Below are 26,512 nucleotides of genomic sequence, written 5' to 3'. Positions count from 1 at the left end.
CCATCAGAGATGTGTATAAGAGACAGGGCGTAATCTCCATTTCGGGTCGCGGCCTCGCGCGCGAGTGTCAGCCCGTTCGAGTGGATGCCCGAGGAGGGAAACCCGACGAGTGCGTCGCCGATCTCTGCCTCGCCGAAGAGATTGCTCTCGTCGGCGAGCCCCGCACACGTTCCGGCGATGTCGAGCCCGCGAATCACTTCCGGCATGACTGCCGTCTCACCGCCGACAAGCGCCACGTCAGCGCGTTCGGCTCCCGTCGCGAGCCCCGCACCGAGCTCGGCGGCGGTCCCTTCGTCGGGCTCGTCGACCGCGAGGTAGTCGACGAAGGCCACGGGTTCGACCCCAGCGGCTACGAGGTCGTTGGCGTTCATCGCGATGCAGTCGATGCCCACGGTGGAGTAGTCGTCGACCGCCTCGGCGACGAGCAGTTTGGTGCCGACGCCGTCGGTCGCGAGCGCGAGATACTGGCCGCCGATGTCGATCAGTCCGGCGTAGTCACCCTCGCCGTCCTCGTCGTCGACCGCTCCCACGAGCGCCGCCGTCGCGGCCTCGCTCGCGCCGATATCGACGCCCGCGCCGGCGTACGTGAGTTCCTCGTCCGCGTCGTCGGTCATGGCGAAAGCGCCGGTGGAGGCGGACAAAAGCCCGTCGGTGAGGGGGCGAGCGCTTTCGGCAGTTCAGAGGCCGATACCGAACGTCAGGAACACCGCGACCGCCGAACCGGCGCTCGCGACGAAGGCGACCGCGAAGACGACGACGCTCCAGGAGAGCACCGTGCGCCCGTCGAGCGGACCGAACGGGAGCATGTTGAACCCGGCCAGGAGGAGGTTGATGCCGACGCCGAACGTGCCGACCGTGCCGAGAAAGCCGGTGGCGAACAGCGCGAGCGCCGCGAACCCGACTGCGAGAACGAGGTTCGTCACCGGGCCGGCGAGCGCGATGAGCCCGTTCTGGCGTTTCGTGATGCGACCGCGGTGGTAGACCGCGCCGGGGGCGGCGAACAGGAAGCCGGCAAAGGCGCTCGCCACCGCCAGGAAGAGCATGCCGTAGTCGGCCTGAAACTGTGCGACCTGGCCGAACCGCTGGGCGACGAGTTTGTGCGCCAGCTCGTGGAGGAGAAAGCCGATGCCGGCGGTGAGCATGCTGAGCGCAAACGAGCGGAAGACGGGCCCAGAGAGCAGCAGATCGACGTCGCCGGCGAGGAGGATCTGCCGAAGCGGCGGTGTGAAAAAGAGCGCGAACGCGACGCCGAGCGCGATCCACGCGATCGCGAGATCGACGAGTTCGCGCCGGGCGAATCTCACGTGAGCGCCCCCCAGATGAGGTCGGCGCTGTTCTCGGCTCCCTGTATCATCAGATCGACGACGCCGTCGACGCCGCCGACACCCGCCGCGAGCACCGGGAGAACGATGGCCGCGAACAGGAAGCTCGCCACGATGGAGCCGACGTTGGTGAGTGCGACGATCGCGATGAGTCGGAAGAGAGCGACCTCACGGAGGCGTTCCCAGAGCTCGCCGAGCGGGCTCTCCTCGTCGCTCAGGATCTCGTTCAGCGTGTTGATGTCGCCGACGTTGACGTCGAGATAGCGCAGTTCGACGTAGCCGGCGAACCAGCCCGGCGCGAGCAGGGGGTTGACGCTCGTGAGCCACGCGACCGCGCCGCCGACGAGCGCGCTCGCCCAGTGTGCGCCGCCGAGTCTGGCGAGCACGGTGGCGAAGACGCCGTTGACGAGAAACCACGCGCCGAACAGTCTGAGGAGGAAGCCGTTGCGCGCGCCGGCCATCGCCAGCAGGACGAAGAAGACGAGGAAGCCGAGCGTGAACAGGTAGCCGACGAGTTTGTACGGCGAGAACCGTCGGCCGCTCTCGTGGCCGACCAGCGAGTCCATCGGCGGGAGCGCCCCCGGATTGCGGAGGTAGCGCTCGATCCCCTCGCGATGGCCGGCACCGACGACCGCGACGACTCGATGGCCCTGCTCACGGAGCGCCACCAGCCGGTGGGCGATGAACGCGTCCCGTTCGTCGATGAGTGCCTCCGCGCCGCCCGGCGAAAACGCTCGGAACTCCTCCAGCATGGTGCTCACGACGTCGGTATCGGTCATGTCCTCGATGTCGAACTCCTCGGCCTCCTCTTCTTCCGGGACGCTCCAGACAAACGCCGCGGTGAGGATCGTTCCGAGGACGAACCCGGAGAGGATCGCCACCGCCAGGAAGTCGGCCACCGCGACGAGGAGACCGGGAACGGCGGCCGTCGCCGGCAGTACGAGCGGGCCGACGAACGCCTCGATCGGGATGGCGAGGAAGGCCCCGAGCGCGATGCCGATCCCCATGCCGACCGCCAGCGGCGAGGCGAACCCGAGCGGGAGGCTCAACAGCATGCTGAGCTTCTCGCCGGCGGTCATCCGCGCCCAGAACCGCTGGATCGTCATCTGGATATCGCGGTCGACGAGCGCGACGTTCGAGCCGAACTCTTCCGCGGTCTCGACGGCTGCGAGCATGTCCGCTCCGGGATTGATGTCGAACTCGTCGCCGAGGCGGGTCTGCACGTAGGAGAGCATCCAGTAGGCGAGAAACTGGAAGACCGTATTGCCACGGAGGAGATCGCCTGCCGACAGATCGTCGGGCTGTTCGCCCTTGAGCTGGCGAAAACGACCCTCGTCGAGCTCGACCGCCACGACGTCCGGGCGCTCCTCGGCGATGGTGCGCTCGACCTCGCCGACGCTCTCGGGGGAGACGTGGGCCGTCCCGACGACGCGGACGCTTCCCTCGTCCGTCGTCGCCGTCGAATCGCTCATTGCGGTGTGGACGAACTGGCCTTCCTTACCCCTGTCGGGATAGAATCCGGGTTACTCGTGCGATCCGTCCTTCTCGTCGAGCGCGGCAGCCTGAAGCCGTTCACCCTCTTCGGAGTCGATGGTGAGTTCGGGTACTGGTGTGGGGTTTCCATCCTCGTCGATGGCGACGTAGACGAAGTACGAATCGGTGGTCTTCTCGCGCTCGCCGCTGGTGAGATCCTCGCGGTAGGTCTGGAGGCGGACGTGGACGCTCGTCTGACCGGCTCGATAGACGTAGGATTCGATGAGCGCGACGTCGCCGACTCTGATGGGGCGTTCGAAGTCGACCTGGTTGATCCGTGCGGTGACACAGGAGTTGCCCGCGAAGCGCATCGCGCTCATCGCACCGATCTCGTCCATCCACTTCATCACGTTGCCGCCGTGCACACTTTGAAGATTGTTCGCGTGGTTGGGCTGGACCATCTCCCGGTTCTCGATGTAGGTCGATTGCAGATCGGTCATATCGATTCTTCGCACGCAGCGGAATGAGCCTGCTGTATCTCCCTCGTACAGTCGGACGGAACTGATCGGAAATCGTGCGGTGAAACATCACTCGTTGCAGTAGGTCTTCTCGATCTGAACTTCACGTACTTCCGTCCGACAGTATCAGTACGGCCACTCGCCGGTGACTTTCATCCCGGCGGCCTCGCCCTCGGCTTCGAGCGCGGCCGCGATCTCGTCGGGGTCGGCACGGGAAACCGTGAACTCGTCGTCGGCGAGCGAGACGGCGAGCTCGGTGAGGAGGATCGCCTGCTCGCGGAAGGTGCGCGAGTCGAGTTTGTCGAGCGTGTCGGCGTGGGTGTGACCCCAGCCGCGGTCCGGCCCCGTATCGCTCTTGACGTGATAGCTCGGTACGCCCCAGCGGACGAACGGCCAGTGGTCGCTGTGGGGACCCTGTTTCGGCACCGTCTTCATCGGGTGATCGAATCGATCGGCGACTCCCTCCGCGACCGCCGCCAGTTCGTCGAAACCGTGTGTCAGCAGCGCCAGCGTGCGTCCGGCGACGACGCCGTCGTTGTTGAGGATCGCCGTCACCGAATCGAGATCTGTCTCCGCGGCCAGATACTCCGAACCGCACAGCCCGACCTCCTCGGCCCCGAACGCGACGAACTCCACAGTAACGTCGAGTTCGTCCTCCCGATCGGCGAGCGCGCGGGCGAGTTCGACGACCATCGCCGTGCCCGCACCGTTGTCCATCGCGCCCTCGGCGATGTCGTGGGCGTCGACGTGGCTCGTCACGAGCATTCGTTCGTCGCTCTGCGGTCCAAGTTCGGCGTGGACGTTCTGACTCGTCGCGTCGTGGATCTCGGCCTCGACTTTGACGCTCACCTGCTCTCCGTCGTACCGCCGACTGAGACGTGCCCCGACTTCCTTCGAGACGCCGACGGCGGGGATCTCGCCGATCGGGCCGTCGGTACCGGCGACGCTCCCCGTAGGTGGGAGCTGGCCGGGGACGTGGTTGCGGAAGACGAACGCGCTCGCCCCGCCCGCGACCGCACGGTGATACTTCTCGCTACGGTGGACGAACCGGTCGTGATGATCGGGGACGTCGCTCGCGACCATCACGATCTCGCCCTCGATATCGTGATCAGCGAAGTCCTCGGGAAGACCATAGCCGAGATCGACGAGTTCGCCGGTCGCGTCGGTGCTCGGGCTTCGCGGAAGCGCGATGCAGGCGGCATCGGTGTCGTCCGTACGGATCGTGCTCTCGCCGCGCGTCCAGCCCTGGATGTCGAACGTCTCCAGGCGGGCGTTTCGTGCGCCGGCGTCGGTGAGCGCGTCGCGAGTAGCTGCTGCGGCGCGGCGTTCGCCCTCGCTGCCGGCCATGCGATTACCGATGTCGACGAGCGTTTCGAGATGGTTCCAGCCAGTGTCGCTCGTGAACGTCTCGCCGATCCAGTCGTGCATGGGATAGCTGCCGGCGAGCGCGTGCTAAGCGTTTCGTCTTCGCGGGTGAGAGCGAGCCTTTTTAGCTCGTCCCCGACCCGTTCGGTGTATGCGCGACGTGCTCGCGGCGTGGCGGCCGGTCATCGACGAGGAGATCGAGCGGCTGCTGCCACGCGAGACTGGTGTCGACTACGCGACATCGTTCTTCGGCCCACCGACCTACGACTACGACGCGACGGCGATCCGGCACGCGCTCTCCGAACCCGTCTGGAACCTGCTCGATCGCGGTGGCAAGCGCTGGCGCGCGGTCGTCTGCTGTCTGCTCATCGAGGGGTTCGGTGCCGACCCGCACGAGTATCTGCCCTACGCCTGCATTCCGGAGATCCTCCACAACGGGACGATCATCGTCGACGACGTCGAGGACGGCGCGACGATGCGCCGCGGCGAATCGGCGCTCCACCACGAGTTCGGCACCGACGTCGCACTCAACGCCGGCAACGCGATGTACTTCCTCCCGCTCAAGATCGTCTCGCGCGATCCCGCCGACCTCGCGCCCGAGACGCGCCTCGCGATCTACGAGATGCTGATGCACGAACTGAATCGGACGCATCTCGGGCAGGGGATGGACATTCACTGGCACAACCAGCAGGAAATCGAGATCTCCGAGCAACAGTATCTCGAGATGTGTGCGTGCAAAACCGGCTGTCTCGGGCGTATCGTCGCCCGGCTGGCCACGATCCTCACCGACCAGCCCGAGGAAGTCGAACACCACGCCGCACGTTACGCCGAACTGATGTCGATCGCCTTCCAGATCGGCGACGACATCCTCGACGTCGAGACCGCCACCGAGGCCGGCGGCGCGTTCGGCAAGGGGATCGGCAACGACGTCCGCGAGGGCAAGAAGACGCTGATGGCGATCCACGCCGCCCGCGAGGCCGACCCCGAGCGTGCCGCCAGACTCGAAGAACTGCTCTGGGCCGACGAGAACAGCACCGAGGAGATCGCCGAGGTCATCGCCATCTTCGAGGAGACCGACAGCGTCGCCTACGCCCGTGAGTGCGCCCTCGACATCGCCGCCGAAGCACGCGACCATCTGGCCGAACTCGATCTTGCCGACGAATCGGCCGACAACCTCGCCGATTTCACTCGATTCGTCGTCGAGCGCGACGTCTGAGCTGGCTGCTGCGGTTGTGGTGGTGCTGTGCGGCCTGCTGACCTTGGTGTCTCGGCGAGTGGAACGAGCCGAGGCTCAGGAGAGTATGCTCTCCTGGTGGATGAAGGGCGAACGAGCGACCGGAAGGAGCGAGTGAGGGCTTCTGTGGTGCTGTGCGGGGCGGTGGCTGTGCGGTCTGCAATTGTTGATATCGAACCACGAACGAGCACCGCGAATGAGCGGACCGAGGAACCCGTGGGGTGACGCTGTCTGCGCGAACGAAGTGAGCGAAGGCTCGGGAGAGCTCCGCTCTACCGGTGGCTTTTCCTCACGTCCTTGCAAGCGAGCGAGCGAGCGCTAGCGAGCGAAGCGCAGCAAAAGGTGGATGCGTGGGACCGGATTTGAACCGGCGGACCTCTACAGGACAGCGCCCTCAACGCTGCGCCGTTGGCCTAGCTTGGCTACCCACGCGCGAGTCGTTGCTATCGCCCGGCCCAATAAAAGCGCTTCCATCTCACCGCTCCCTGTCGGACGATTGCACGTCCCCGGAGCACACGCGCCTAGATATAAGCCGCTCGCAGTCGTGCTGTTCTCATGCCTGAACCGAGCGAGACGGTGACCGAACGATATCGACTGCGCCCGGAGACGGTCGTGACCGATCGCGGTGAGGGGCCGGCGATCGTCTTCGCGCACGGGACGCTGATGGATCGGACGATGTACGATCCGCAGATCGACGCCCTCAGCGACGACTACCGGACGGTAGCCTACGATCTCCGGGCCCGCACCGACCAGTACGCGACCGAATACGATCTCTACGATCTGGCCGACGACCTCGACGCCCTGACCGACGCGCTCGACATCGACACGTTCGTCCTCTGTGGGATGTCGATGGGCGGGTTCATGGCGCTGCGCTTCGCCGAGCGCTATCCCGAGCAGTTGGCGGGCGTCGTCCTGATTGACGCCATCGCCGAACCCCACACCGACGAGGAGCGCGAGCAGTACCGACAGATGGCTGACCAAGTCCGCGCGGATGGCGAATTCGCCGATCATCTGGTCGACGTCGCGAAAAACCAGCTGTTCGGCGCGACGACGCTGGCGGAGAACTCCGAACTCGTCGAACACTGGACCGAACGCTGGCGGACCTACCCGCCGGAAGGGTTCTATCGGGAGATGCACTCGTGGCTCGATCGCCCGGACTTCACCGACGAACTGCCAGCCATCGACGTGCCCGTGCTCTCGGTCCACGGTGCGGAGGACGTCTCGCTCGAACCCGAACGCACCGAATCGATGCTCGACGCGCTTCCCGATGCCCGTCAGGAACTGATTCCCGAAGCTGGCCACAGTTCGAACACCGAGAACCCGAAGGCGGCGACCGCGGCCATCCGGTCGTTTCTCGAGGACGTCTACTGAACTTCAGTCGCCGATGACCGGTCGGCTGACGGCACGGTCGGTTGCCTCGCCGTCGATATCGTAGGGATATTTGCCGGTTACACAGCCCATGCAGAGGTCCTCGCGCGCCGTGTCGAGCGCGTCGGCGATCGATGCGGGCGAGAGGAAGCCGAGGCTGTCGGCGTTGATCTCCTCCCGGACCTCGTCGACGGTCTTCCCGGCGGCGATGAGTTCGTCGCGACTCGCCATGTCGATGCCCATGTAGCAGGGCGCGACGATCGGTGGCGAGCCGATGCGGAGATGGACCTCCGCGGCACCGACGTCGTGGAGCAGCTCGACCAGCTGTGTCGAGGTCGTCCCACGGACGATCGAGTCGTCGATGAGCGTGACGGTTTTCCCCTCGACGGTCGATTTGATCGGGTTGAGCTTGAGCCGGACGGCGCGCTCGCGCTCGTCCTGGCTCGGCATGATGAACGTGCGGCCCACATACCGGTTTTTCATCAGCCCCTCGGCGAACTCGACGCCCCCGCCGTCCTCGTTGGCGGCTTCGGCGTAGCCGGAGGCGAAGGCCCGTCCCGAGTCGGGGACGGGCATCACGACGTCGGTATCGATGCCGTTCTCGGTCCAGAGCCCGCGGCCGAGTTCGCGGCGGGCCTCGTAGACGAGTTTGCCGTCGACGGTTGAGTCGGGTCTGGCGAAGTAAACGTGTTCGAAGAAACAGCGTGCGGTGGTGTCGGGATCGGTGAGTCGGTGGCTCTCGTAGCCCGTGCCGTCGGGATCGAGTACGATCAGTTCGCCCGGCTCCACGTCCCTGATAAGCTCGCCGTCGAGCGCGTCGATGGCGGCGCTCTCGCTGGCGAGTACGTAGCCGTCGTCGAGTTCACCGAGACAGAGCGGTCGATTACCCTGTGGATCCCTGAGCCCGAGCACGCGGTCGTCGTGCATCACCGCGAGCGAGTACGAGCCGTGGACCTTGGCCATCGTCTCCTCGACGGCGGTCACGAGATCCGCGTCGAGGAGGTTGCGCGCGAGGTCGTGAGCGATGACCTCGGTGTCACCGTCGGAGGTGAAGGCGTGGCCCATCCCGGCGAGCTCGTCGCGGATCGTGCCCGCGTTGACGAGGTTGCCGTTGTGCGAGAGCCCGAGCGAGCCGCTCTTGAACGAGACCGAGAACGGCTGTGCGCAGGCGGTATCGACGCTGCCGGCGGTCGGATAGCGGACGTGGCCGATCCCGTTCGAGCCGTTGAGTCCGTCGATGTCGTCGGGATCGAAGGCGTCGCCGACCAGTCCCATCTCGACGTGGGAGTGTTGCTGAAAGCCGTCGTGAGTGATGATGCCCGCCGACTCCTGGCCGCGGTGCTGGAGGGCGTACAGCGCGTAGTAAAGGGGGCGGGCGGCGGCGCGGTCGGCAAGTGAGACGCCGACGACGCCGCACTTCTCGTCCATTACTCGCCGGCTTTCTCCTGCCACTCGTAGTCGCGCCGTTTGGCGGACTTCCCGAAGCCACAGGACGAACAGACTTTCTTCGTCTTGTGGTAGGAAGCCTCACCGCAGCGGCGACATTTCACGTGAACGGTCTTGTTCTTCTTCCCTTGGGACGACGTTCCGCCGGATGTCATGGTGTTATCGAGACGACGTTGTCGCCGCGGATAATCGTTGTGCTCTCGACCGTCTCCGATGCCTCGCCCTCATCGGCCGACGGCTCGGAATCGCCGCCTGCGGGTTCGAGCACGACGTTCAGATGCTGATCGTAGCCGCCGAGCTCGCCCGTGTAGGTCACGCCGTCCTTCAGTCGGACAGCGACGCCGTCGCCGAGGTTCGCTTCGAGTACGTCGAGGGGGCGTCCACTCATACGGCCCACTCGCCGGGTTGCGCTCTTAAACGTACCGACCGGCGTACGGGCCTAGATATCGACGGCGAACGTGTCGTCGGCCTCGACGTCGGCCGCGAACGCGCCGAGCAGGTCGGCGACTGCGTCGAGATCGTCGGTGTCGATGACCTCGACGGGCGTGTGCATGTAGCGGTTCGGCAGGCCGAGGTTGAGCGACGGAATGCCGCCGCGCTCGGTGAAGATGGCGTCGGCGTCGGTGCCCGTCCGCGAACCCGTCGCCTGGAGCTGGGTCGCGATGTCGGCTGCGTCCGCGCTCTCACGCAGCGCGTCGACCAGAGCGGGATGGTTCGCCCCGCCGCGGGCAATGACTGGTCCGTCGCCGAGTTCGACACCCGTACTGCGGTTGCCGGGCGTTCCGGGGTCGTCCGTCGCGTGGGTGACGTCGACGACGATCGCCGCGTCGGGCGCGAGCTCGAAGCCGATCATCTTTGCTCCCTGCAGGCCGACCTCCTCCTGGACGGTGCTCACGGCGTAGACCGTCGCGTCGACGTCGGCCTCGCTTGCGCGGCGTAGCCCCTCCGCGGCGGCCCACGTGCCGATGCGGTTGTCCATGCCGCGGGCGGCGAGCCGGCTATCGTCGAGCTCGCTGATCGTGCTCTCGATCGTGATCGGATCGCCGACCGCGACCAGCTCTCGGGCGCGCTCCTCGTCCGCGACGCCGATGTCGACGTGTTGGTCCTCGATGTCGGCGGTCTCGTGGTCGTCGCGGAGGTGGATCGCCGTCTGGCCGATGACGCCCTCGATCGGGCCGTCGGCGGCGTGGATCGTGACGTGCTGGCCGCGCGAGACGGTCTTGTCGGCACCGCCGATGGCACCGATCCTGACGAACCCCTCGCCGTCGATGTCGCGCACGACGAAGCCGATCTCGTCGGCGTGGCCGGTCAGCGCGACGGTCGGTGCATCGCTCGCGCCCTCCAGGACGGCGATGGCGTTGCCGTACGAATCGGTTCGTACCTCGTCGGCGAACTCGCTCACGTAGTCGATCCAGACGCGCTGGCCACGGGTCTCGAAACCCGACGGGCTCGGCGTCGTGAGCAGTTCGTCCAGAAACGCACGTTGTCGTTCGTTCACGGTCGTTGTACCGCTTCGAGGCTGATGAAGTTCCCGCCACGCTGCCGGCACTCGAAGCCCAAACGAATAAGGTGGCTCGTAGCGAACTCGTCGGCATGGCAGACAACTTGACCCTGCTCGAACTCCACCTGCACGCCGAGGACAACGAGTTCACGAGCGATCTGGAGCTCACGTCGGACGTCGGCGATCTCGTCCGCGACCGACTCGGCTTCGGTGAGACTGACGACGAGCAGTCGTCGTTCGCGGAGACCGACTTCGGCAGCGAATCGGATTCGTCCGAGACGGATTCGACAGTGACGAGTTCGACCGAGGCCAGCGCCGACGGCGGCAACACGGTCCAGGTCGGCGAGGAAGACGAGGGCGAGCACGGTGCCGTCGTCGAGATCGACGAGACCGTCGCCGACGAGGACGACGAGTCGGGCGGTCGCAGCAAGACGCGGACGCTGCTCAAACTGCTCGTGCTCGCCGGTGTCGTCATGCTCGTCCGGCGCTATCTCGGCGGTGACGACGACTTCGAAAACGAGTTCGAAGAGCTGTAAGGCAAAGCGCTTTGCCCGGTCGGCACGTCGTTTCTTTCGTGACTCTCTCCGATAGCGTTCGTGCGATCACGACGGCCTCCGGCGACGGCCTCATCGACTGGAGAGCCGTCACCGAGGCGGCAACGGCCGCCGTCGACCCCGGTGACCTCTCGCTTTCGGCGGCCGAACGCGACGGCTACGCACGAGACGTCCGCGATGCGCGGACACGCGTCAGCGAGGTCGCGGGCGTCGACTTCGACGTGCCGGACACCATCGAGGTGCAGAACCGCCATCACTGGATCGACGCCAACACGGCCACCTTCGAGCGCGTGCTCGGAACGCTCGAAACGACCGGCCCCGGACTGGCCGGGTTCGCACGCATGCTCAACACCGGTTCGATGAGCGTCGCGCTCGCTTTCCTCGCCAACAACGTGCTCGGCCAGTACGATCCCCTCCTGCTCGCCGAATCGCCGGCCGAGTCGCACGCGCTGTATTTCGTCCAGCCGAACATCGCCCGCGTCGCCGACGAACTCGACGTCTCGGAGGAGCGGTTCCGTCGCTGGATCGCCTTCCACGAAGTGACACACGCCGCCGAGTTCGGTGCGGCCCCGTGGCTGCCCGATCACCTCGAAACCAGAATGGAGCAGAGTGTCGACGCGCTCGGCGACGGCCGGATCGACCGCCAGTCGATGCGCGAGCTGAACGCCGCGATGACCGCCGTCGAGGGCTACGCCGAACTGCTGATGGATCGCGCGTTCGACGACGAGTACGAAGATCTGCGCGAGAAAGTCGAGGCGCGCCGGCGCGGTCGCGGTCCGATCGCCGCCCTCGTCCGCCGGCTGCTCGGGCTCGGCATGAAGCGCCGCCAGTACGAGCGCGGCAAGGCCTTCTTCGAGCACGTCGTCGAGGCGCGCGATATCGAGACGGCCAGCCTCGTCTGGGATGCCCCCGAAAACCTCCCGAGCGACGACGAGCTCGATGCGCCCGAGACGTGGCTCGTACGCGTCGACTAATCCTCGCGAAGACCGCTCGGAAAGGCGAACGCGACCATGATGATCCCGACGAGGAGACCGGCGAGCGCCGCGAGCAGTACAATGAAAAGCGATCCGCCGCCCTGCAACGCGATGAGGCCGCCCGAAAGCCCGACGAGCACGACGAACGCGAGTTTGAACCGGCGCGAGGCCGTCCGTCGCTCCTCGCGTGTGGTTGGCCCGACCATCAGGTATCCCCGGGCACGCTGACGTGCATCCCGACGAACCGCCAGCCGTCGTCCGCCCAGCGGAGCCCGCCGCTCCACCGCGTTCGATGGTCGTGGTGTTCATCGCTCTCGGTATCGTACCACGCCATCCGAACGTCGTCAGCGAACCAGGCCGACCCCTCTTCTTCGGTGACCCGCAGATTGTGGCTCTCGACGGTCCAGTTCTCCGTCGTGCGCGTCTGCTCATGGAGTCCCGCGGCGATCCCATCGGGGCCCTTCAGGCGCTCGCCGATACCGAATTTGACGAGCGCGTCGGTGGCGAAGAAGGCTGCGAGCGGCTCGCCGGCACGGAGCGCGTCGTAGTACTCCTCGATCGTGGTTTCGGCGCTCATTGTCGGCCGGTGGCGGCGATCCGGTTTACGCTTACTGGAAGCCGCGATCCGTTCCGTCTTCGGCGACGAGTTCGTCGAGTGCGGGTGTCGAGCAGGCGTTCGGTCGGTCCTGCCGGTCGCGAACGCGCATAGCCCACATACCGGTGCGGTCGTCATCAACCCGCCGCTCGTGACACTCGTTTCGGGAAGATGGACCGATCGCCGAACGGATCTGGCTGTGAAAAAAAAAAAAGGTTCAGTCCTCGCCGGATTCGTAGTGATCGCCCGCGGCCGAGGGGACGCGCGTGTGGCCGACGAGCGCGAGGACGACGATCACCGTGACGTAGGGGATCGTCTGCACGAGCGAGCTCGGTACCGCGTAGGCCGGGATCTGCTGGAGGCGGAGCTGGAGCGCGTCGAGCCCCGCGAACAGGACGGAGGCCCCGAACGCACCGAGCGGGTTGTAGTTGCCGAACAGGTAGGCCACGATGGCGATGAACCCCTTGCCGTTGACCATCGTCTGGCCGTTGCCGATGAACTGCCCGACCTGGCCGAGCGAGAGGCCGACGCCGCCGATCCCCGAAAGCACGCCCGAGAGCGTGATCGCCAGATAGCGCACCCGCGTCACATCGACGCCAGCGGTGTCGAGCGCCTTCGGGTTCTCACCGCTCGCGCGGACGTGTCGGCCGAACGACGTCCGGTTGAGCACGTACCAGCCACCGCCGACGACCAGGAACATCAGATACACTGTGGGACTCGCGTCGAACAGCACCGGGCCGACGAACGGCAGCTCCGAGAGCACGGGGATCGTCCACGTGCCGAGCGTGCCGACGCTGCTGGTGTTGACGCTGCCGTAGACGACCGTCGCCGCGAACGGCGCGAGTCCGAGCGCGATGAGCCAGACCGCGAGCCCGGCGATGATCTGGTCGGCACGGAACTTGATACAGACCACCGCGAACAGGAGTGACAACAGCGTGCTCGCGAGCACGCCGGCGACGAAGCCGACCCAGATGCCCGGAATCGAGAACACCGACCCAACCGCGTCGGTGACGAACACACCGGTGAACGCCGAGATGATCAGCAGTCCCTCCAGTCCGATGTTGATGACGCCGGCCTTCTCGGCGAAGATGCCGCCGACGGCTGCACAGGCGATCGGTACCGCGAGCCGGAGCGCCGCGCCGAGCGTGCTCTTGCTGGTCGCTAGCCGCAGCAGGTCGCCGACCATCGTCTCCGGGAAGACCAGGCCGTAGAGTGCAGCGAGCACTACCAGCCCGGCCAGCCCGTAGGCGAGAGCATGCCGGAGACCGCCGTTTAGCGCCGATCGCAACCGTCCGACGCTCATCGTTCACCTCCCGGGTCGTCCGTCCCACCGGTCGATGGTGGCTCTGTGGGGGTCTGCTCGCCGCCGTCCGTGGCGACGGCCGGCTCGCGATCGGTCGTGACGAACTGCTTCCCGAGCAGCCGGAAGAACTCCGGCATCGCCACGAACAGGATGATCAGTCCACGGAGCACGCCGACCAGCTGGATCGGGACTCCGGTCGAGAGCTGGACGGCCAGCGAGCCGCTCTTGAGCACGCCGAACAGCAGCGCCGCGGGCACCACGCCCAGCGGGTTGTTGCCGGCGAGAATCGAGACGGTGATCCCATCGAAGCCGAGCGCGGGCACGCCCGTCTGGAACCGACCGAGCACCATCAGCACCCAGACCGCACCGCCGATACCCGCGAACGCTCCCGACAGCGCCATACTCGACACGATCGTGCGCTTGGCGTCGACGCCGCCGAACCGTGCGGCCTCTGGCTGGAGCCCGCTCGTCCGGAGATCGAAGCCGAAGGCGGTGTACTTGATCAGATAGTAGAGGCCGGCGACGAGCACCAGCCCGCCAACGAACGCGACGATCGAGAAGTCGCTGCCGGAGCCGAACAGCGCCGATTCGAGCACCGCGGCCGACGGGATCTCACTCGTCTCGACCGACTGGCTGTCGGGCGCGGCGAAGTACGCCGACACGACGAAGAAGGCGATCTGTTCGGCGACGAAGTTGAGCATGATCGTCGTGATCACCTCGTTCGCGCCGGCATAGGCCTTGAGCGCGCCCGGCACCGCCCCGTAGAGCGCGCCGGCGAGCGCGCCGGCGAGGACGCCGAGCGGCACCAGCAGGAATCCGCCGACGCCCGTCAGCAGCGGCCCGGCGGTGAGCACCGTGATGGCGCTCGCCAGCCCGCCGAAGATCAGCTGGCCCTGCGAGCCGATGTTGAACAGTCCGGCTCGGAAGGCCACCGCCACCGACAGCCCGGTGAAGATCAGCAGCGTCGTCTCCTTGAGTGTGAGCGCCACGTTGAAGTTGAACGGGTCGGAGAGGATGCTGCCGAACGCGCCCGTCACGAGCACGGAGTAGACCGAGATGGGGTTGTAACAGGAAGTGAGGCCGAACACGCCGTAGGCCGGTTCCTGACAGGTCGCGGCCGTTCCCGAGAAGAAGACGATCAGCCCGCCGACGAGCACCGACGCGACGAGCGCCGCGAAACTCAATCCTAACCGCTCGGCCCACGACGCCGCTACGAGCCGCCGAAGCCCGCTCTCGATGCGATCGCGTGCGCTCATCGTTCACCCCCGTCGGCGCTGACGCTCTCGGTCGTCGTCGGCTCGTCGGGGCGTTCGCCGGCCATCAACAGGCCGAGCTCCTCTTCGGTCACCGTATCGGGATCGACGACGTCGACGAACTCGCCGTCGTGCATCACCGCGAGCCGATCGGAGAGCCCGCGCACCTCGGCGAGATTCGCCGAGATCAGCAGCACCGCGACGCCGGCCTCGCGGAGCGCGAGCAGTCGGTCGTGGACGAACTCCGTCGAGCCGACGTCGACGCCCCGCGTCGGATGCGTCGCCACGACCATCCCCGGATCGCGCTCCAGCTCGCGGCCGACGAGGAACTTCTGCTGGTTGCCCCCCGACAGCGACTTCGCTCCCGCCTCGGGGTTCGGCGGGCGCACGTCGTAGGTCTCGATGACGTCGCTCGCGTGCTCGCGCGCGCTCGGCCAGTCGATACGCGTCCCGCCGACCGGGGGGGTGTGCTGACCGCCGAGTACGCCGTTTTCGGTGAGATCGAACTCCATGACGAGCCCGCGCTCCTGGCGATCCTCGGGGATGTAGGCCATCCCGCGCTCGATGTGGCCACGCCGCGAGACACCTGCAAGATTTTCGCCGTCGAGCGTCACCGTTCCTTCGTCCGGCGATCGGAGCCCGGTGAGCGCCTCGACCAGTTCGGCCTGGCCGTTGCCGTCGACGCCGGCGACGCCGAGGATCTCGCCCTCGTGGATCTCGAAGTCGACGTTCCGGACCTGATCGGTGCCCTCTTCGGTGACCGTGAGTTCGTCGACGTCGAGCACCGTTTCGCCGGTCTCGACGGATTCGGTTTCGATATCGAGCACGACCTCGCGGCCGACCATCATCTCGGCGAGCTGTTCGCGACTGGTCTCGTCGGCGTCGACGGTGCCGACGTTCTCGCCGTCGCGGAGGACGGTGATGTCGTCGGCGACCGACATCGCCTCGCCGAGTTTGTGCGTGATGAATAGGACAGTTTTCCCCTCGGCGGTGAGCTCCTCGAAGACGTCGAACAGCTCCTCGACCTCCTGTGGGGTGAGTACCGCCGTCGGCTCGTCGAGGATCAACAGGTCGGCACCGCGGTAGAGCGCCTTCAGGATCTCGACGCGCTGGCGCTCGCCGACGCTGATCTCCTCGACGCGCTCGTCGGGATCGACGGCGAACCCGTAGCGCTCGGACAGCTCGCGCACCGCCTCACGCGCCCGCGAGCGATCGGTCGCGAGCCCGCCCCATTTCGTGGGTTCGTTGCCGAGGACGACGTTCTCGCCGACGGTCATCGGCGGTACGAGCATGAAGTGCTGGTGGATCATGCCGATGCCGGCGTCGATGGCGTCGCGCGGCGCGTCGAACTCCTGCACCTCGCCGTCGAGCTCGATCGTCCCGCCCTCGGGCTGGTAGAGCCCGTAGAGGACGTTCATCAGCGTGGACTTGCCTGCACCGTTCTCGCCGAGCAGCGCGTGGACGCTGCCGGTCTCCACGGTCAAGTCGACCGCGTCGTTGGCGACGACGCCGGGGAAGCGCTTGGTGATCTCGTCGAGGACGACCGCGTCGGTCATGCGTCACCCGTGTGCTGCGGTCCGTCCCTCTCGTGGGTTCTGGCGTGGTCGAACACGGCTTGTCGATTACGAGCCCGAACCGGGTTTCTTCGGTACCTCGATGTCGCCCGAGACGATCTTCTTCCGGGACTCCTTGAGTGCGTCCTTGACCTCCTTGGGGATCTCGGGGCCGAGCTGGTTCCCGTAGACGACCTCGACGCCGTCCTTTTCGAGCCCGAGCGTCTTCGTGCTCCCGCCCTTGAAGTTCCCGTTGACGACGTTCTCGGCGGCAGTGAACACGGCGTTGTCGACCTGTTTGACCATGCTCGCGAGGATCACGTCGGAGAACTTCGGTGAGCTCTTCGACTGGTCGGAGTCGACGCCGATGGCGTAGCGGTTCTGCTCGCTGGCCGCCTGAAACACGCCGATACCGGTCGCGCCGGCGGAGTGATAGACGATGTCCGCGCCGTCGTTGTACATCGAGACCGCCGCCTCCTTGCCCGCGCCGGGATCGGAGAACGAGCCGGTGTAGGCGACGTTGACGCTCGCGTCGCTGTTCGCGTGCTTGACACCCTTCTCGAACCCGGCCTGGAACTTCTTGATCAGCGGGGCTTCCTCGCCGCCGACGAAGCCGAGTTTCGCGTTGCTGGGATCGGTCTTGCCGGCACCGGCGCTCATCTCCTTTGTCGTCAACAGTCCGGCGAGATGGCCGATCTGGAACGAGCCCTCGTGCTCCTTGAACACGTAGCTGGCGACGTTCGGTTCGTCGACGACGCCGTCGACCAGCAGGAAGCTCTGGTCGGAGAAGTTCGGCGCGACGTCCGAGAGCGCGCTGACCTGCGCGAACCCGATACACGAAACGAGATCGTACTTCGGACTGGTCGATTTGGCGTATCGACGCTGGAAGGTCGGGAAGTCGGAGTTCTGCTCGGGCTGGGCCTCGTTGTAGCTGATGCCGAGCTCCTTTTTGGCGCGCTCGACGCCCCGGTGGGCCATGTCGTTGAACGACTTGTCGCCCAGGCCACCTTTCGCGTAGACCATCCCGATGTTCGCGTCCGAACCGGAGCCGCCCGATCCGCCGCTCGTCCCGTTGCCCGAGCCGTTGCCGCCCGAACCGTTACCCCCGCCGCTGCCGTTCGAGCCACCCGATCCGCCACCGCCGCTCGTACAGCCGGCGAGGCCAGCGATACCTGCCGCACCCGCGATCCGGAGGAACTGTCGTCTGTCTGAGGACATACTCTACCCATATCAATGACGATAATGGTTTAAATCTATCGGAGGTTTACGCGGGAAGCGCCGCCTCGATCGCCCCGACCGTCCGCTCGACGAGTGCATCGACCCGCTCGCTCTCGGCGTAGACCCTGACTTTGGGTTCGGTACCGCTGGGTCGGACGAGCACCCAGCCGTCGTCGAGCTCGATGCGCACCCCGTGAGCGGTCGATCGCTCGCCGTCGGGGAACGTCTCACCGAGACTCTCCGCGAGTTCGTCCATCACCGCCTCCTTTCGCTCGTCGGGACAATCCACGCTCACTTTCCGGTAGGGGCGCTCGGCGACCGGTTCGCGGAGCGTGTCGAGCCCGGATTCGGCGACCAGTCGGGCGAGTGTCGCGGCGCTCGCCACGCCGTCGATCCACGGCCCGAGTGTGGGATGGATGTGTTTCCAGGGTTCGGCCGCGAAGACGACCGCCGTGTCCTCGTCGCCGGCCGCACTCGCCGCCGCGATCCCCTCGTGGAGCGCGCCGAGTCGGACGCGCTCGACGCGCCCGCCCGCTTCCGCGACACGCTCGTCGATGCGCGAGGAGGCGTTCGGCGTCGTCACGACGACGGGATCGCCGGCATCACTCGCACGGGTGTACCGCTCGGCGAGGATCGCGACGATCGTGTCCTCGTGGACGATCTCGCCGTCGCCATCGAGCACGACGACCCGGTCGGCATCGCCGTCGTGGGCGAACCCGAGTTCCGTCTCGCCGCCGGCGACGAACTCACGGAACTCCGCGAGCGTTTCCGGCGTCGGCTTCGATCCGCGGGCGGGGAAGTGGCCGTCGACGTTCGCGTTGACGCCCGTCACGTTGGCCCCGAGCGCCGAGAGCACCTGCGGGGTCGCCCGGCTCGCCATCCCGTTGCCACAGTCCACACTGATGGTCATCCCGTCGAGACCGCCGCCGTGTTCGCGGGCGTAGTCCGCGACGTACGTGCGATAGGCCACGAGCGGCTCGACGTGCTCGGTGTGGCCCCACTCGTCCCAGCTCGCCGGCGGGTCCCTGGCGTCGACGCGCTCCTCGATGCGTGTCTCGGCGTCGTCGCCGTACTCCTGACCGTCGGTGAACAGTTTGAGACCGTTGTCCGTCGGCGGGTTGTGACTCGCCGTGACCATGATGCCGCGTCGTCCGCGCGAGGCAAAGGCCAGCGCCGGCGTCGGGAGCGTTCCGGCGCGACGGACGTCGGCCCCGGCGCTCTCCAGACCAGCTTCGAGCGCTGCGAGCAGCGCCGACCCGGTCTCGCGACCGTCGCGCGCGATGACGAACTCGGTGTTCGGAGCGTCCGTCCCGGCCGCGCGACCGACCGCGAGCGCGAGGCTCGGCGTGACGCGTTCGGTAGCGCTACCGCGGATGCCCGCGGTGCCGAAGAGGTTCATGAGCGGTTGTCGGATGGAGGGCTATTTAGTCGGGCGGTTTAGAGTTCGACGCCGCCGGGGATCAGGCTGTGCTGGCGGACGAGGTTGCCGTCCTCGTTGTAGACGAGAAACGTCGATTTCTCGTGGGCGAGTAGCCGTTCGCCGTCCTGCTCGACGGTGATGCGATAGCGACCGTCGTCGTCGGTGTGCTCTCCATAGGCACGCGCCGCGCGGATGAAATCGAGGACGCCGTCCGCGTCGGCGTTCAGTTCGAGTACGAAATCGCCGGTGATGCGGTTGGTGATCGAGAGCACGCCCTCGTTCTCGTCGGAATGAAAGCGGTAGTTGACGTCGGTCTCCTCGGCATCGACGACGGCATCGTCCGTGCCGGCGAGACGCGACTGAAGCACCTCGTTCGGTCCATCGAATTCGATGGCGACCGTCGGCTTGCCGGGTTCGCCCCCGGTCGCAACCCACTCGGTGTTTGTGACGTGTATGTCGAAGTTCTCGCGCCTCATTCGGTTCTGTTCGGCCTATGTCCCCTGTCGTCATGAACGTAACGCCGGGGTGTCCTCGCCCCCGGCATGGGTTCGCTCGCCACAACCACCGATGGGTTTTACCCGTCTCCACCGGTAGCACCACTGTGATTCGATATCATGGATCGTGCACCTGAACTCGCGGCGTTCGCGGCCTTCGTCGCCGCGCTGGTTCCGTGGTCGGTGTCGGTTTCCGACGGCGCGTTCGCCCAGTCGGTCGTCGTCCGGTTCGTCTTCGGTGTGGTCGAGCTCTCCTTCGGCGCACGCTCGCTCGACATGACGCGAGCCGCGGTCCCCATCACCGACATCGGCTCGCAGTATGGCGGCGATCTCGCCCGGCTGGGAACGCTCTGGCTCGTCGCAGCGGCGTTGCTCGTCGTCGCGCTGGCGCTCGCGCTCGCGCTCGTCGTCGCTGGTGACCGCCTGCTCGTGGGAGTGTTCGATCCGGTGCGGGCGATGGGTGCGCTCTGTCTCGGCATGGCGCTCGTCCTCTCGGGCGCGATGTGGCTGCTCTGGCAACAGACATCGCCCGTGCCGATCCCGATCGGCGTGATCGCGCTGCTCCTGTTCGGTGTGGGGCTTCTCACCGTCGATCGCACGCACGACACTCGCACGAGCGCCGGTACGAGTGGATAACGATGAATTGAACCGCCCAGCGGCGAACTCCGTTCAGCAATGGGCGATCCGAGCCGGCGCGACGTGCGCGAGACCTACGACCGCATCGGCGGCCACTTCGCGAAGACCCGCGCACACGCGTGGCCGGCCGTCGAGCGGTTCGTCGATCGAAGCGACGGCGTCGCGCTCGGCCTCGATCTCGGCTGTGGCAACGCCCGCCACGCCGCGGTGCTCGCCGACCGTGCCGACCGGGTCGTCGGGCTCGACGCGAGCCGGACGGTCGTCGAGGCAGCACGCGAACGCCGCGAGCGCGAGGGGTTCCCCGTCGATCTCTGTCAGGGCGATGCGACTCGCCTGCCGATCGCATCCGAGACCGTTGGATTGGCGGTGTATATCGCCACGATCCATCATCTGCCGACCCACGAGGCACGCATCGCGAGTCTGAACGAACTCGCGCGTGTTCTCGCCCCTGGCGGGCGTGCACTCGTGAGCGCGTGGAGCACGTCACACGATCGATTCGAAGAGAACGAGGCGTTCGACACGACGGTTGACTGGACGCTGCCCGACGGCGAGGCCGTTCCCCGCTACTACCACATCTACGATCCGGCGGCGTTCGCGGACGATCTCCGCGAGAGCACGCTCGCCGTCGACCGGGTCTTCGAGGAGCGGGGCAACTGCTACGGGGTAGTGCGTGCCGAAGGGAAACGGACTTAATCACCGATCCGCAACCGCCGATATGCGTCGATATCGGGGCGAGCGACGGTTGCCGATGTTCGACGCGACCACAGTGAGTGCGCCGGTGGTCTAGCGGTAGGACAATGGCCTTCCAAGCCATTAGCCCGGGTTCGACTCCCGGCCGGCGCAGTATTGTCATCCACAGCAAACTCTGACTGGTCCGTAATCTCAAATAACTTCGCGCAGCATCTCACCCGAGGCGTATGGATACGATACAAAAAGGTGACATCGCCGAGATGCAGGCCATCGCGACGTTTGTGAAACGGGGACATATGGTTTCAGTTCCAGTTTCCGACCATTGTCCGTACGATTTCGTACTTGAGGACGATGGCCTCTGGAGAGTCCAGGTGAAGTACGCGCGGCTCCGCGACGAAGGACGCAAACTTCGATGTTCGTTGAAACGCTCCAACCCAAACGCGAACGGTACGAACGACAGCTACTATTCCGCGGACGAGATCGACGCATACGTCATCTATTGCCCGGGTACGGAGTCGCTCTACTGGGTGGATTTCGACGATGCACCGGATGCGAACATCGTCCTCCGATTCGAATCGTCGACCGACCATCCCGACATCCGGTGGGCCGAAGAGTACGAACTATAGCTGTCACGTGGTGAGCTGTGGGTCGTACTGCCCCTCGCTGGCGCATCCGAACCAATCGGATCGGCGCTCGATCCGTTCTGCAGTAACCGTGCTCTCTCGGCGCTACGATGGCTCTTTTGACCGATGGCGTCTCCGCTTGCATCAGCCATTCCACAATACTTATGCCCGCTGCTGGCACTGGTTTATTCGATTCGCTCGTTCAGCATGGACCCCAACATCGGATGGCGATATCGCATCGCGAGCAGTTTCGGCGTAAGCATTCTCGTCGTGTGTGTGATCGCCGTGGCGAACCATCCGTTCGTCCAGCGGCTGGTGACGACGATCCCGCTGCTCGATCGGCTCCCTGTGACGGTACTGTCCGGTGGGGCGCTGGTGGTGGCGATGGCGACGGCGCTGGCGGTGGTAGCCGCCGCACTGTTGACGCTGTTCAAACCCCATCCACGGCGCATCCTCGATACGATCTCACTCACGCTTCGGCGGCTTTTCATGGGCGCGCTCGCGCTCGCGGCGATCGGCTATTTCGATTACACCTATCGACTCCCGCGGACGACGTTGGTGGCGACGACGCTGTTGCTTTCAGTCGCGCTGCCGGCGTGGTTCGTCGCCATCCGTCGCCGGCCGGAGCCGACCGCCGAGCGCACGGTGCTGGTCGGCGACGATCCGGACGCGATGGGTGAACTGCTCGCGACGACCGACCTCCCGATCGTCGGCTACATCGCGCCGGCGATCCGCTACGACGCCGATCGGACCCGTCCGTCGATTGGCGTCGCCGACGGCGGGCAGGCGCTCGACGGACGACTCGACGAGATCGATCATCTGGGTGGTCTCTCGCGACTCGACGATCTGCTGATCGAGCACGATATCGATACGGCGGTGCTCGCCTTCGAGCGCTCGGATCGCGCGGCCTTTTTCGGCGCGCTCGCCACCTGCTACAACCACGGTGTCACTGCGAAGGTCCACCGCAAACACGCCGACAGCGTGCTCACGAGCGGTACGGGTGTCGGCGAACTCATCGACACCGAACTCGTCCCGTGGGACTGGCAGGATCGCGTCATCAAGCGCGGGTTCGATATCGCCTTCGCGCTCGCGGGACTGGTGGCGCTCTCGCCGGTCATCATCGCCATCGCTGCCGCGATCAAACTCGACGATGGCGGGCCACTTTTCTATGGTCAGGAACGAACCGCCGAGTTCGGCGAGACGTTTCGTGTCTACAAGTTCCGGAGCATGATCCCCGACGCGGAGGCGGCGACCGGCGCGAAACTCAGCGAGGAGGACGCCGGTGGCGTCGACCCCCGTGTCACACGTATCGGGCGACTGCTCCGGCGGACGCATCTCGACGAAATCCCGCAGCTGTGGTCGATCTTCGCCGGCGACATGAGCGTCGTCGGCCCGCGTCCGGAACGACCCGAGCTCGACGACGACATCGAGACGAACCTGATCGAGTGGCGTCGGCGGTGGTTCGTGAAGCCGGGACTGACGGGTCTCGCACAGATCAACGAAGTCACGGGCTACGATCCGGAACGAAAACTCCAGTACGACGTGAAATATATCAACGAACAGTCGTTTTGGTTCGATCTCCAGATCGTCGTCAGACAGATCTGGCTCGTTCTGAGCGATCTCGTCGAGACCGTCGCCACCCGTTGATCGACCGATTACGGAGTTCGGAGACGTGCCGTTAGCAGCCGTCTCGACCACCGGAACGTCATCATCGACTGGGAATATATACCAAACCCACATGATTGATTAGTCTTGATATACCGGAAACCCTTTTATAACGTCCTCACAAAGATCGGAGCAGGAAGCGGCGAGGCTAACTATGACAGGAGATGAACTCATCTGGCGGATCGCGGGCGGTTCCGGCGACGGGATCGACTCGACGAGCCAGAACTTCACGAAGGCGCTGATGCGCACGGGGCTGGACGTATTCACACACAGACATTACCCGTCACGAATTCGTGGCGGCCACACCTACGTCGAGGTGCGGGCGGCCGACCACGCAGTGAAATCGCGCGGCGACGGCTACGATTTCCTGCTGGCACTCGGCGATAGTTTCGCGCGCAATCCACAGGACGGCGAGGCCTACTACGGCAACGAGGAGGTCAAACCGCTGACGGAGAACCTCGACGAACTGCGCGAGGGCGGCGTGATCGTCTACGACGAGGGGCTGCTCGACACCGACGAGGTCGAGAACTTCGACGAGCGCGTCGAGGAGAACGACTGGCACGTCTACCCNGCTGCTCGACACCGACGAGGTCGAGAACTTCGACGAGCGCGTCGAGGAGAACGACTGGCACGTCTACCCGCTCGATCTGCGTGGCCTCGCGCGTGAGCACGGCCGCGAGATCATGCGCAACACCGCCGGTGTTGCAGCAACGGCCGCGCTGATCGGGATGGACACGGAGGTTTTCGAGGAATTGATGGCCGACACGATGGGCGAGGAGATGCTCGAGACCAACGTGGAAGTGCTCGAGGAGGCCCACGCCGAGGTCAGCGAGATGGAGTTCACCCACGATCTGGAGGTCCCGACGGGCAGCCACGACGAGGAGCAGGTGCTGCTGAACGGGAGTCACGCGGTCGCGTACGGCGCGATCGACGAGGGCTGTCGGTTCATCGCGGGCTATCCGATGACGCCGTGGACGGACGTGTTCACGATCATGACCCAGCACCTCCCATCGATCGGGGGGATCTCCGAGCAGGTCGAAGACGAGATCGCGGCGGCGTCGCTGGCGATCGGGGCCTCCCACGCGGGTGTCAAAGCCATGTCCGGCTCGTCCGGTGGCGGGTTCGCACTGATGAGCGAACCGCTGGGGCTGGCGGAGATGACCGAGACGCCGATCGTATTGGTCGAAGCGATGCGGGCGGGTCCCTCGACGGGGATGCCGACCAAACCCGAACAGGGCGACCTCGAGCACATCCTCTACACCAGTCAGGGCGATTCGAACAGAGTGGTCTTCGCCCCTGGGACGGTTGCGGAGGCCTACGAGCAGTCCAGAGAAGCGTTCCGGGTGGCCTACGAGTACCAGATACCGGTCGTGATCGTGATCGATCAGAAACTCTCCGGGGAGTTGGCGAGCGTGCCGGCGAGCCACTTCGATCGCGAACCGAATCCGGATCNGTGATCGTGATCGATCAGAAACTCTCCGGGGAGTTGGCGAGCGTGCCGGCGAGCCACTTCGATCGCGAACCGAATCCGGATCTCGGTAGTGTGCTGTCCGAAGAGGAGATCCAGGAGGCGTCCCATCACGCATCGGGGACGTTCAACCGGTTCCGCCACGACCCCGAGGACGGCGTGAGCCCGCGGAGCATCCCAGGTCAGAAGGACGGCCGATTCCTGGCNGCGTCCCACCACGCCTCGGGGACGTTCAACCGGTTCCGCCACGACCCCGAGGACGGCGTGAGCCCGCGGAGCATCCCAGGTCAGAAGGACGGCCGATTCCTGGCGACGGGCAACGAGCACACCCCGCAGGGTCACATCGAGGAGGATCCCGACAACCGCGTCGCGCAGGTCGACCGGCGCACGCGCAAACTCGAATCGATTCGGGAGGACCTCGACGAGAAGGAAAGTTCGAATCAGACGTACTACGGGCCAGAAGACGCAGAGCACGGCATTCTGGTCTGGGGAAGCCAGCAGGGGAGCGTCGAGGAGGCCGTCGACCGCCTCAACGACCAGGGTGAGTCGGTGAAGATGCTGGGCGTGAGCGACATGATGCCCTACCCGAAAGCGGACGTCACGGAGTTCCTCGAATCGGTCGAGGAGTGCCTGGTCGTCGAGATGAACATCACCGCCCAGTTCAGAGGGCTCACCCAGAAGGAGCTGGGGAGATTCGGCGAGAAGATGTCGAGCCTGCTGAAATACAACGGCAACCCGTTCGAGCCGGCCGAAGTCGTCGAGGGGTTCGACATCCAGGTGAACGGTGGCGACGAACCGCCGACGGCACAGACGCGGATCGAACCCGCGGCAGGTGATTAAGATATGAGCAAATCATTCAGTGCGATCGGACAGGCGGCACAGGACGAGGAGATCGACCGGGAGGCGTTCACGCCGGGGATCGAACCGCAGGCGACGTGGTGTCCGGGCTGTGGCGACTTCGGCGTGCTGAAGGCGCTCAAAGGTGCGATGCCAGAAGTCGGGCGCACGCCCGACGAGACCCTGCTGGTGACGGGCATCGGCTGTTCGGGCAAGCTGAACAGCTACTTCGAGTCCTACGCGATGCACTCGATCCACGGGCGCTCGCTGCCGATCGCCCGCGCGGCGAAGTTGGCGAACCCGGGACTCGAGGTGATCGCGGCGGGTGGCGACGGTGACGGCTACGGCATCGGTGGCAACCACTTCATGCACACCGCCCGCGAGAACCACGACATGACCTACATCGTCTTCGACAACGAGATCTTCGGGCTCACCAAGGGCCAGACGTCGCCGACGAGCCCGAAGGGTCACGAGTCGAAGACCCAGCCCCACGGCTCGGCGAAGGACCCGATCCGGCCGCTGTCGCTGGCGCTGACCTCCGGTGCGTCCTACGTTGCGCGCACCGCAGCCGTCAACCCGCGGCAGGCGACCGAAATCTTGACGGAGGCGATCGAACACGACGGGTTCGCGCACGTGGACTTCCTGACGCAGTGTCCGACCTGGAACAAGGACGCAAAACAGTACGTTCCATACACGGACGTCCAGCAGTCCGAGGACTTCGACTTCGACGTCCACGACCGCCAGGAGGCCGCCGAGATGATGCGCAAGACCGAGGACAAACTCTACGAGGGCGAAGTCCTCACCGGACGGTTCTACGTCGACGAGGAGCGCCGGTCGTACGGCGAGGAAAAACGCTCGACGGGCGAGATGCCCGAGGAGCCGCTGGCCGAGCGCTACTTCGACGAGGGAGCCGACTGGGAGCGCAGTTACGACCTCCTCGACGCCCACAAGTAGCGTCCGCCGTCGACAGTTCTTTTATGTCCGCGCCGATAGCTGCCGGTA

At 65.8% G+C, this 26,512-nt stretch carries 26 protein-coding genes, 2 tRNA genes and 1 pseudogene; 11 read left to right on the top strand and 18 right to left on the bottom strand.

The genetic code is table 11. The features are described from left to right. The 5 genes from C451_RS14915 to C451_RS14895 all read right to left on the bottom strand — a co-directional run. Positions 1-614 (bottom strand): AIR synthase related protein (locus C451_RS14915; protein ID WP_007741790.1); only part of this gene is annotated, 614 nt, incomplete at its 3' end. Between the two features lie 63 nt (positions 615-677). Further along, positions 678-1,304, bottom strand: coding sequence for a hypothetical protein (locus tag C451_RS14910; RefSeq protein WP_007741789.1), 627 nt, complete (start codon positions 1,302-1,304; stop codon positions 678-680). Further along, positions 1,301-2,794: a TraB/GumN family protein gene (locus tag C451_RS14905; RefSeq protein WP_007741788.1), complete on the bottom strand. Its 1,494-nt coding sequence runs from the start codon at positions 2,792-2,794 to the stop codon at positions 1,301-1,303. The genes C451_RS14910 and C451_RS14905 overlap by 4 nt, the downstream gene beginning before the upstream one ends. A gap of 51 nt (positions 2,795-2,845) precedes the next feature. Beyond that, a complete protein-coding gene (locus C451_RS14900; protein WP_007741787.1) occupies positions 2,846-3,295 on the bottom strand; it encodes an acyl-CoA thioesterase in 450 nt (149 codons plus the stop codon). A 144-nt stretch (positions 3,296-3,439) separates the two neighbouring features. Then, the gene (locus C451_RS14895; protein ID WP_007741786.1) at positions 3,440-4,741 is read right to left on the bottom strand and encodes a M20/M25/M40 family metallo-hydrolase; all 1,302 of its coding nucleotides are present in this window, start codon (positions 4,739-4,741) and stop codon (positions 3,440-3,442) included. Positions 4,742-4,829: 88 nt separating this feature from the next. Between C451_RS14895 and C451_RS14890 the strand changes: the two genes are divergently transcribed. Then, positions 4,830-5,894 (top strand): polyprenyl synthetase family protein, encoded by a 1,065-nt coding sequence (locus tag C451_RS14890; protein WP_007741785.1) that lies wholly within the window; start codon positions 4,830-4,832, stop codon positions 5,892-5,894. A 365-nt stretch (positions 5,895-6,259) separates the two neighbouring features. On the opposite strand, the gene C451_RS14885 is transcribed toward C451_RS14890, so the two are convergent. Next, a tRNA-Leu gene (locus C451_RS14885) sits at positions 6,260-6,344 on the bottom strand. Between the two features lie 123 nt (positions 6,345-6,467). Here C451_RS14885 and C451_RS14880 point away from each other — a divergent pair. Then, positions 6,468-7,283, top strand: coding sequence for an alpha/beta fold hydrolase (locus C451_RS14880; protein WP_007741784.1), 816 nt, complete (start codon positions 6,468-6,470; stop codon positions 7,281-7,283). Positions 7,284-7,286: 3 nt separating this feature from the next. On the opposite strand, the gene purF is transcribed toward C451_RS14880, so the two are convergent. Genes purF through C451_RS14860 form a run of 4 tightly spaced genes read right to left on the bottom strand, consistent with a single transcriptional unit; the run spans position 7,287 to position 10,224 of the window. Then, complete coding sequence (gene purF / locus C451_RS14875) at positions 7,287-8,708, bottom strand: amidophosphoribosyltransferase (protein WP_007741783.1); 1,422 nt, start codon at positions 8,706-8,708, stop codon at positions 7,287-7,289. Beyond that, positions 8,708-8,881: a 50S ribosomal protein L37e gene (locus C451_RS14870; protein ID WP_004055580.1), complete on the bottom strand. Its 174-nt coding sequence runs from the start codon at positions 8,879-8,881 to the stop codon at positions 8,708-8,710. Before C451_RS14870 ends, purF begins: the two co-directional genes overlap by 1 nt. Then, positions 8,878-9,114, bottom strand: coding sequence for an LSM domain-containing protein (locus C451_RS14865; protein ID WP_007741779.1), 237 nt, complete (start codon positions 9,112-9,114; stop codon positions 8,878-8,880). Before C451_RS14865 ends, C451_RS14870 begins: the two co-directional genes overlap by 4 nt. 51 nt (positions 9,115-9,165) lie before the next feature. Next, positions 9,166-10,224, bottom strand: a complete 1,059-nt coding sequence (locus C451_RS14860) for a M20/M25/M40 family metallo-hydrolase (RefSeq protein WP_007741777.1) — start codon at positions 10,222-10,224, stop codon at positions 9,166-9,168. Positions 10,225-10,319: 95 nt separating this feature from the next. Here C451_RS14860 and C451_RS14855 point away from each other — a divergent pair, with 95 nt between their 5' ends. Both C451_RS14855 and C451_RS14850 read left to right on the top strand, forming a co-directional pair. Next, positions 10,320-10,763, top strand: coding sequence for a hypothetical protein (locus C451_RS14855; RefSeq protein WP_080503554.1), 444 nt, complete (start codon positions 10,320-10,322; stop codon positions 10,761-10,763). A 38-nt stretch (positions 10,764-10,801) separates the two neighbouring features. Beyond that, the gene (locus C451_RS14850) at positions 10,802-11,755 is read left to right on the top strand and encodes a zinc-dependent metalloprotease (protein WP_007741773.1); all 954 of its coding nucleotides are present in this window, start codon (positions 10,802-10,804) and stop codon (positions 11,753-11,755) included. Here the strand turns inward: C451_RS14850 and C451_RS14845 are convergent. From C451_RS14845 to C451_RS14810, 8 genes are all read right to left on the bottom strand, one after another. After that, positions 11,752-11,961, bottom strand: a complete 210-nt coding sequence (locus C451_RS14845) for a hypothetical protein (protein ID WP_007741771.1) — start codon at positions 11,959-11,961, stop codon at positions 11,752-11,754. The two genes, C451_RS14850 and C451_RS14845, sit on opposite strands and share 4 nt — an antisense overlap. Continuing rightward, complete coding sequence (locus C451_RS14840) at positions 11,961-12,332, bottom strand: nuclear transport factor 2 family protein (protein WP_007741770.1); 372 nt, start codon at positions 12,330-12,332, stop codon at positions 11,961-11,963. The genes C451_RS14845 and C451_RS14840 overlap by 1 nt, the downstream gene beginning before the upstream one ends. A 235-nt stretch (positions 12,333-12,567) precedes the next feature. Then, the gene (locus C451_RS14835; RefSeq protein ID WP_007741769.1) at positions 12,568-13,653 is read right to left on the bottom strand and encodes an ABC transporter permease; all 1,086 of its coding nucleotides are present in this window, start codon (positions 13,651-13,653) and stop codon (positions 12,568-12,570) included. Further along, positions 13,650-14,909, bottom strand: coding sequence for an ABC transporter permease (locus C451_RS14830; protein WP_007741768.1), 1,260 nt, complete (start codon positions 14,907-14,909; stop codon positions 13,650-13,652). Before C451_RS14830 ends, C451_RS14835 begins: the two co-directional genes overlap by 4 nt. After that, positions 14,906-16,462, bottom strand: coding sequence for an ABC transporter ATP-binding protein (locus C451_RS14825; protein WP_007741767.1), 1,557 nt, complete (start codon positions 16,460-16,462; stop codon positions 14,906-14,908). Before C451_RS14825 ends, C451_RS14830 begins: the two co-directional genes overlap by 4 nt. Positions 16,463-16,528: 66 nt before the next feature. Then, complete coding sequence (locus C451_RS14820; protein WP_007741766.1) at positions 16,529-17,677, bottom strand: BMP family lipoprotein; 1,149 nt, start codon at positions 17,675-17,677, stop codon at positions 16,529-16,531. 46 nt (positions 17,678-17,723) lie between these two features. Further along, positions 17,724-19,076, bottom strand: a complete 1,353-nt coding sequence (locus C451_RS14815; RefSeq protein ID WP_007741764.1) for a phosphomannomutase — start codon at positions 19,074-19,076, stop codon at positions 17,724-17,726. 38 nt (positions 19,077-19,114) lie between these two features. Beyond that, positions 19,115-19,573, bottom strand: a complete 459-nt coding sequence (locus C451_RS14810) for a DUF5793 family protein (RefSeq protein WP_007741763.1) — start codon at positions 19,571-19,573, stop codon at positions 19,115-19,117. A gap of 138 nt (positions 19,574-19,711) precedes the next feature. Between C451_RS14810 and C451_RS14805 the strand changes: the two genes are divergently transcribed. The 7 genes and pseudogenes from C451_RS14805 to C451_RS14765 all read left to right on the top strand — a co-directional run bounded on the left by C451_RS14805 (position 19,712) and on the right by C451_RS14765 (position 26,464). Next, on the top strand, positions 19,712-20,227 hold the full coding sequence (locus C451_RS14805; RefSeq protein ID WP_007741761.1) for a DUF7549 family protein: 516 nt from the start codon (positions 19,712-19,714) through the stop codon (positions 20,225-20,227). 39 nt (positions 20,228-20,266) lie between these two features. Then, a complete protein-coding gene (locus C451_RS14800) occupies positions 20,267-20,920 on the top strand; it encodes a class I SAM-dependent methyltransferase (RefSeq protein WP_007741760.1) in 654 nt (217 codons plus the stop codon). A 79-nt stretch (positions 20,921-20,999) separates the two neighbouring features. Next, positions 21,000-21,070 (top strand) — tRNA-Gly (locus C451_RS14795). A 74-nt stretch (positions 21,071-21,144) separates the two neighbouring features. Beyond that, positions 21,145-21,543: a group I intron-associated PD-(D/E)XK endonuclease gene (locus tag C451_RS14790; protein WP_007741758.1), complete on the top strand. Its 399-nt coding sequence runs from the start codon at positions 21,145-21,147 to the stop codon at positions 21,541-21,543. 204 nt (positions 21,544-21,747) lie between these two features. Beyond that, positions 21,748-23,187: a sugar transferase gene (locus tag C451_RS14785; protein WP_007741757.1), complete on the top strand. Its 1,440-nt coding sequence runs from the start codon at positions 21,748-21,750 to the stop codon at positions 23,185-23,187. 172 nt (positions 23,188-23,359) lie between these two features. Beyond that, positions 23,360-25,513: pseudogene (locus C451_RS23845) on the top strand (2-oxoacid:acceptor oxidoreductase subunit alpha). Between the two features lie 3 nt (positions 25,514-25,516). After that, positions 25,517-26,464, top strand: a complete 948-nt coding sequence (locus C451_RS14765; RefSeq protein ID WP_007741753.1) for a thiamine pyrophosphate-dependent enzyme — start codon at positions 25,517-25,519, stop codon at positions 26,462-26,464. Positions 26,465-26,512 lie beyond the last annotated feature (48 nt).

The organism is Halococcus thailandensis JCM 13552, assembly GCF_000336715.1.
In the GTDB taxonomy this organism is placed as follows: Archaea; Halobacteriota; Halobacteria; order Halobacteriales; family Halococcaceae; genus Halococcus; species Halococcus thailandensis.
Note: the sequence above shows the minus strand (reverse complement) of the source record. Positions and strands in the feature narration are given on the sequence as shown.